This window comes from Paraburkholderia sp. AV2 (assembly GCF_054968425.1).
This window is the reverse complement of record NZ_JBANLK010000016.1, coordinates 117,090-123,874: the sequence shown is the minus strand read 5'-3', so window position 1 is coordinate 123,874 and position 6,785 is coordinate 117,090. Positions and strand designations below refer to the sequence as shown.

Sequence of the window (6,785 nt, the reverse complement as noted above, 5' to 3'; positions counted from 1 at the left end):
TCTCCAACGACAGGCCGGCGTCGATCGGCGCGGGGGGGGGGGGGGGGCCCGGCCCGGCGGGGGGGGGGCACCCCGGTATCGTTGGGGGTAGAGGCCCCCCACCCCCCCCCCCACCCGGGGGGCGGGGGGGGGGGGGGGGGCGCGCTCCAGCGCTTCGCACTCCGTAGCGGTGCAGGCGAGCGCACAGAGCGCGCGCCAGTCGGATACCCGCCCGTACTGTTCGACGTCGACACCCACCTCGCGCACGCCCGATATCGCAATCAACGCATGCGGCCCGCTATGCGAGACGTTGAACGACAGCATGCGCGTGCCGGGCGGCGCGCAGAGCACGGGCCTACCCTGCGGCGTGGCGTCAAAGCGCAGCGTAGCCGGCGGCACACCAAGGCGCTGCGCGAGCAGCGCGCGCAACGTCGACCGCGTGAGAACGAAGCGCACGCGATCTTCCTCGCGACGAAAACGCAGCACACGTGCGCGCTCCACATCGTCGAGATACGCCGCTTTGCCCGGCGCAAAGAACGCCCCCTCGACCAGCGCGGGTGCGCAGTCGACGCGCCACACCGCCACATCGTCGGGCCAGCGTCCCGCTGCTTCGATCTGCATTGCACTGAACAAGCGCGAGCCCCTCCTGGAAATGATCGCGCAGTGTACGGCATCTTCTCGTGCCCATCAAATGAATGAGAATCATTTGCAATTATAGAAATTTTTGGCGATCATATCCGTCCGCGTGTTCTTCGTCTTTCCTCTCCATGACCACTTCCCTCCTCGCGTCGCCTCCCGTCGGTACCGCCCCGGCGCTCACCGCGCAGGCGGACACCGCCCTCGCGCTGCTGCTCTCGCGCCAGTCGCATTGGCCGCTCACCGAACCGGGCCCGCGCGACGCCGAACTCGACCTGATCTTCGACGCCGCGATGCGCGCGCCCGATCACGGCAAGCTGCGGCCCTGGCGCTTCGTCATTGTGCGCGGCAAGGCGCGCGGCGCGCTCGGCGACGTGCTCGTCGACGTCGCCGCGGCACGTACGCCCGACGAGCCGCGCGAAACCCATGCGCATCGCCGCCGGCGGGCGTTTGCTGCGCCGCTCGTGATCGCGCTGGGTGTGTCGGTCTCGCATGAGGAAGGCATACCCGAAGTCGAGCAGGTGCTCGCGCTCGGCGCCGCGGCGATGAACATGCTCAACGCGATTCACGCGCTGGGCTACGGCGGCTTCTGGGCAACCGGGACCGACAGCTACGACGCGCGCCTGCACGACGCACTGGGTTTCGCCACGCACGAGCGCGTCCTGGGTTTCCTGTTCGTCGGCACGCCGCCACCGCGCACGAGCACGAAAGCGCGTCCGCCGGGCGCAGACTACGTGCGCGAATGGTTCGGCCCGGCCGGCCGCAGCGATTCGGCCTGACCCTGAGCGCAGGGGCCCGCGAGCGCACGTCGCCACGCGCGTCGCAACGTCAAGTACAAGGAGAATGCATGCGAAGCACGCCGCACGCGGGAGCCGCGCGCCGCTTCCAGCCGTCATCACATCCGATTTACGAAACGCCGGGCATCGAGTTCATTCCGCATCGCTCAGGACTGCACACGCGGACCGGCAATCCTCTGCCCTGCAGCGGAGAGCTGATGATCTGGCGGCTAAGTGCAAGCTGGGATTATCTGAGTTGCGAAGAGGCCTCGCTCTGGCTCTCGCGCCAGGAGACGGCGCACATGCGCCAGTATCGCAACCCGTCGTTCTCGCGGCGCTATGCGATCGCGCGCGCCTCGTTGCGGCACCTTCTTGCCGATGTTCTCGGCAAAGCGCCGCAAGCCATCGAACTCACCGACAACGACCACGGCCAGCCCATGCTGCGCGAACCCGATCTTGCGCAGCCCCTCGCGCTGCGCGTCGCCTTTGCCGGCATCTGGATCACGATCGGCATGAGCGCCGACGCGTTCGGTCTCGAAACGATCATGCCGGGTGCCGCGTGCGAATCGGCTGCGCCGCTCGCGCGCGGCCGGGTGCAGGCCGATCTCGACTGCGCCCGTACGGCATGCGCATCGCAGTTGCTCGCGCAACCGGTCGATCTCGGCGACCGATTGCGCACACAACGAATCGGGGCAGTGTCGGTGCACCAGATCGAGCGCGCCCTGTTCAAGGTGATCGATCTGCCCATGCCGGGCCGCATCAGCGCGGCCGCTGCCACGCCGCTTTCGACCTCGACCATACACGCGTATGGCTGGCTAAGCCGGCGTTTTTGATCGGAATCCGTAGCTTCCCAGCATGTCTCGCCTCCGTTCATTTGTCGCGCCGACACGCGCGCACGCCGGACATGGTTTCAAGCCGCGAGCAGATCGCGAAAAACTCGCCGGGGGTCACACGTGACAGTGCGATTTGCACGTCGTCGAATTCCGGATCGTCTTCGGACTGCTGCACAATAAACTGCTTGACGCGGACACTTCCCGAGCCGAGCGTATGTTGCAATGTATCCACAGAAACGCTTCCGCGCTCGACCAGAAATTGTATGTTGCGCTGTTGCCGGACAGCAATGAAGCGGCGCTCAAGCGGCTTCACTCCTGCAAGAATCACCAGAATGATGACGGTCGCGCCGATGGCCGCAGTGTACATGCCGCCACCGACGGCAAGACCGCCCCTCGCGACGGACCACAGGCTGGCCGCCGTGGTCAGCCCGCGGCCCACCCCGAAGAGCCGGAAATTTCCAGTTGAGACCGGGACGGAATTTGGGCCAGCCTCAGCAAGAGAGTGGCCGGACGATCGCCGTGTTGCCAATTTGACCGGCAACACGGCTGGCCCGGAAAGAGCAACGTCTGCGATTCAGGCAGGAGCGAATGGCGCCCTGCTGGGCGCCTGGTCAGAGCGTCTGCATGGCTTCGTCTATCCGGATTTCCAGTTTGACCATGTGGGCACCATCAGGAGGGGCGTTGCAGAAATGAACCCCTCAGATGTGGTCACCAGAAAACCTTGAGCGAAGTTCTGCTGAACCTTCTTGCCGCCTTTTCCGCGATATTCGACATGTAATTGAAATGGACTATCGAGATAGCCCATGACATTTCGATCGAGAGCCTGTGCAAACTCGCACTTGCTCTCGGCTGTGAACCTTATGAGCTTCTGCAGGCTGATTTCACCCCGCGGAGATAGCGAGGTGTAACGAATTGCAAGTGGAAGACGTATTTCGTTAACCATAAGTCTTCCAAACGGAAGTTTTATGGTTACCTATACAGTTCCGCGCGGCGGGACGCGAAAACCTTGACTGGCGGAAAGCAGCCGGAGTCGAACCGACCTGGGAACGGCTGACGTCCCCAACCAGATTTGAAGTCTGGCCGTACCACCCGATACGAATGCCTTCCTTTGCAGACCTGAGATATCCGATGCAACGCCGAGGGTGTCGCGATGGCGCGGCATTCAGAGCACGTCGTGCAAGCGGCTGTCTGGACGCAGGACATGCCGCTCGCGGTGAAACCGAGTATATCCAACGCGATCGAAGAACTCCAGAATCTGGATCGCGCGCTTGCGGCCCAGTCCTGTTGCGTCGCGAAACGCTGCCGCAGTGAGCGCACCGCCCTGTTCGGCGGCGGCGTTCGCCACGAGCCGCGCGAGTTCGTGCACGACCTCGCGCTCGTAGAACAGATCGCGTACGACCTGGTACAGTTCCCCGAGCCGCGCGAGCTTGCGCAGCAGCGCGCGCACGGTCTCCTCTTCTTCCCGCGTTTCGCGTGCGAGATCGCGCACCCACGGCGGATCGTAACGTCCTTGCGCAAGCAACGGTCGCAGGCGTGCCGCGAGTACCGTTTCTCGCGTGTCGAGCGTCACCGCGTGCGAAGGCAGGTGCAGCCATGGCCCGCTGCGCACTACCCGGCCCTCGTCCACCAGCGCGTCCACCACCGCACGCCACACGGCATCCGTCACCAGCGGCGCCGCCATGCGCCTCAAGCGCGCGGCGTCCGGGCCCTGCTCATCCGGCGCGCGCCGATGAAATTCGCCGAGTACCTCGACGATGCGTGCCGCCATCCGCGCCCAGTGCTGCCGCGCCATCACGACACCCTCGGCGGCACGACCCGACGATGCCACCTCGATCGCGTCGCCGGGCAGCGCGAGCGCATCGGCCGCATAGCCGGTCAACTGCGTCAACGTCGTACGCGCGATACCCCTCGGCGCTTGCGCAATCAGCGCATCGGCGCGTCCCTCGTCGAGCCAGGTGCGTAATGCGTCGAGCCATGCGTGCCGCTCGGGCGTGCGCCTGCGTCTTGCCGGCGCGAACGGATCGAGCACGCGGCCACCGCCTACAGTGCGCGTCGCCTGCGCGTTGCGCACGATCAGACGGTCGCCCGGCAACGCGCCAAGCGGCGCGTCGAACACGAGTTGCACGCGCGCCCGCTCGCCGGGCCCCAGCGTCTCGCCTTCCAGCAGCGCGACGTTCGCCACGCGGTGCGCGGTGCCGAGATGCACGTGCAGCGGAGACCAGTGATGCAGCGTCAGATCCGCATCGTCGAGCAGACTCAGCTCGCAGTCGATGCGCGTCGCCCCCTCCGCGAGCCTCGCATCGACGATCCAGTCGCCGCGCGCGATCTGCTCGCGGTCGATGCCCGCGAGATTCAGCGCACACCGTTGCCCCGCGTGGCCCTGCTCCGCCGCGCGATTCTGTGCGTGAATGCTGCGCACCCGCACGGGCAGTCCCGCCGGCGCCAGCATCAGCGTATCGCCCACCTGCACGCGGCCCGCGAACACCGTGCCGGTCACGACCGTCCCCTGGCCCGCGAGCGTGAACACGCGGTCGACCGCCAGCCGGAAGAGTCCGTCGTCGCGGCGGCCCTGCCTGGCCATGGCGCGTTCGCGCAGCCAGGCGTCCAGTCTCGCGACGCCTGCGTCGTCGGTCTGCGTGGCGCGCGTTTCGAAACACGGCGCGCCTGCAAGCGTCGTGGGCGCGAGCCATGCGGCAATGTCCTTTCTCACTTCGGCTAGCCGGGCCGCGTCCACGCGATCGGTTTTGGTGAGCGCGACGGCGCCCTCGGTCACGCCCAGCAACTGCAGAATCGCGAGATGCTCGCGCGTTTGCGGCATCACGCCGTCGTCGGCAGCGATCACGAGCAGGGCAAAATCGATGCCGCACGCGCCCGCCGCCATCGTGTGCACGAGCTTTTCGTGGCCCGGCACGTCGATGAAACCCAGCACGTCGCCATTGGCGAGCGGCACATAGGCGTAGCCCAGTTCGATCGAAATGCCGCGTGCCCTCTCTTCCTTGAGCCGGTCGGTATCGACACCCGTCAGCGCGCGGACCAGCGTGGTCTTGCCATGGTCGATATGCCCCGCCGTGCCGACGATCACAGACGCAGCTCCGCGAGTTGGGCAACGAACGCCGCTTCGTCGGCGCTTTCGAGGCAGCGCAGATCGAGCCGCAGCGCGTCGTCGGCAATGCGGCCGATCACGGGGCGCGGCAGCCCACGCAGCGCGCGCTCGAGCTTCAGCAGCGCGCGGCCGCTACCGCTTTTGCCGGCGGCGTGGCGCACGACAAGACCGCTGCTCGGCAGCACGTCCACCGGCAACGCGCCGCTGCCGATCTGGCTGAACATCGGCTCGACAGCCGCCGAGTAGCCGTCGCCCAGCACACGCTGCAAGACGGGCAGCGCACGCTCGGCCGCCGCCTGAATTTCAGCGGCGGGACGCGTGAGCAGGCGCAGCGTCGTGAGCCGTTCGCGCAGGAATTCCGGTGCCTGATAGAGCCTCAGCACCGGTTCCAGCGCGGCCAGCGTGAGCTTGCCCACGCGCAGCGCGCGCTTGAGCGGATGCTTCTTGATCTTCGCGATCAACGCCTTGCGGCCGACGATCAATCCGGCCTGCGGCCCGCCCAGCAACTTGTCGCCGCTGAACGTCACGAGGTCCGCGCCCGCTTCGACGGTCGCGCGCACGGTTGGCTCGGCGGGCAGCCCCCATTGCGTGAGATCGGTCAGCGTGCCGCTGCCCAGATCGACCGCCACGGGAAGACCGCGCGCATGGGCGAGCGGCGCCAGTTCGTCGAGTTCGACGCTCTTCGTGAAGCCGCTGATCGCATAGTTGCTGCAGTGAACCTTCATGAGCAGCGCCGTACGCGGATTGATCGCCGCTTCGTAGTCCTTGAGATGCGTGCGGTTGGTCGTGCCCACCTCGCGCAGGCGCGCACCCGCACGGCTCATGATGTCGGGAATGCGAAACGCGCCGCCAATCTCGACCAGTTCGCCGCGCGAGACGATCACTTCCTTGCGCGAGGCAAGTGCCGAGAGCGCCAGCAGCACGGCCGCCGCATTGTTGTTCACGACGGTCGCGGCCTCGGCGCCGGTCAGCTCGCAGATCAATTCGTCGATCAGGTCGTCGCGGTCGCCGCGCTTGCCCGTTGCGAGATCGAACTCCAGATTCGCCGGTTGCGTGAGCGCCTGCACGACGGCCCGAACCGATTCGTCGGGTAGCAGCGCACGGCCGAGATTCGTATGCAGCACCGTGCCCGTCAGGTTGAACACGGCACGCAACCGGTTTTGCGCGCGGGCGGCCAGTGCGCGTGCCGCGTGATCGATCACACGTTCGAGCGCGAACGGTTCGTCGTCGCCCGCCATCTTCCCCAGCGTGCCCGCCTGCGCTTCGCGCCGCCATTGGTCCAGCGTGGCGCGGATCGCCGCCAGCACCTGCGTGCGCCCGTACGCAGCGATCAAGGTCTGCGCCGGAGCGGAGGCAATCACACGCTCGACGGCCGGCATTCTCGCCAGCCATGCATTGAGCGTGCGCGCGTCACGCTCCGTTTCGTGTCCCACGGCTTCGCTCATCGTGGCTTCGCTC

Annotated in this window: 6 protein-coding genes, 1 tRNA gene and 1 pseudogene; 2 read left to right on the top strand and 6 right to left on the bottom strand. The window is 66.8% G+C overall.

The window, feature by feature from the left end; genetic code table 11:
- A partial coding sequence (locus V8683_RS14125; RefSeq protein ID WP_462880650.1) for a 4'-phosphopantetheinyl transferase family protein occupies positions 1-612 on the bottom strand: 612 nt, incomplete at its 3' end.
- Positions 613-746: 134 nt separating this feature from the next.
- Here V8683_RS14125 and V8683_RS14120 point away from each other — a divergent pair.
- The gene (locus tag V8683_RS14120; RefSeq protein WP_411191317.1) at positions 747-1,394 is read left to right on the top strand and encodes a nitroreductase family protein; all 648 of its coding nucleotides are present in this window, start codon (positions 747-749) and stop codon (positions 1,392-1,394) included.
- 68 nt (positions 1,395-1,462) lie between these two features.
- Complete coding sequence (locus V8683_RS14115; RefSeq protein WP_411191318.1) at positions 1,463-2,224, top strand: 4'-phosphopantetheinyl transferase family protein; 762 nt, start codon at positions 1,463-1,465, stop codon at positions 2,222-2,224.
- Between the two features lie 37 nt (positions 2,225-2,261).
- Here the strand turns inward: V8683_RS14115 and V8683_RS14110 are convergent.
- From V8683_RS14110 to selA, 5 genes and pseudogenes are all read right to left on the bottom strand, one after another.
- Positions 2,262-2,693: pseudogene (locus V8683_RS14110) on the bottom strand (MgtC/SapB family protein); the annotation flags it as partial.
- A 165-nt stretch (positions 2,694-2,858) separates the two neighbouring features.
- Positions 2,859-3,029: a hypothetical protein gene (locus V8683_RS14105; protein ID WP_411191319.1), complete on the bottom strand. Its 171-nt coding sequence runs from the start codon at positions 3,027-3,029 to the stop codon at positions 2,859-2,861.
- A gap of 206 nt (positions 3,030-3,235) precedes the next feature.
- A tRNA-Sec gene (locus V8683_RS14100) sits at positions 3,236-3,331 on the bottom strand.
- 55 nt (positions 3,332-3,386) lie between these two features.
- The gene (gene selB / locus V8683_RS14095) at positions 3,387-5,306 is read right to left on the bottom strand and encodes a selenocysteine-specific translation elongation factor (protein WP_411191320.1); all 1,920 of its coding nucleotides are present in this window, start codon (positions 5,304-5,306) and stop codon (positions 3,387-3,389) included.
- Complete coding sequence (selA, locus tag V8683_RS14090) at positions 5,303-6,772, bottom strand: L-seryl-tRNA(Sec) selenium transferase (protein ID WP_411191321.1); 1,470 nt, start codon at positions 6,770-6,772, stop codon at positions 5,303-5,305. Before selA ends, selB begins: the two co-directional genes overlap by 4 nt.
- Between the last annotated feature and the right edge of the window lie 13 nt (positions 6,773-6,785).

Coding starts and splice junctions, on each gene's coding strand:
- selA (WP_411191321.1), bottom strand. CDS start 6,772: ATGAGCGAAGCCGTGGGACACGAAACGGAGCGTGACGCGCGCACGCTC.
- V8683_RS14120 (WP_411191317.1), top strand. CDS start 747: ATGACCACTTCCCTCCTCGCGTCGCCTCCCGTCGGTACCGCCCCGGCG.
- V8683_RS14105 (WP_411191319.1), bottom strand. CDS start 3,029: ATGGGCTATCTCGATAGTCCATTTCAATTACATGTCGAATATCGCGGA.
- V8683_RS14115 (WP_411191318.1), top strand. CDS start 1,463: ATGCGAAGCACGCCGCACGCGGGAGCCGCGCGCCGCTTCCAGCCGTCA.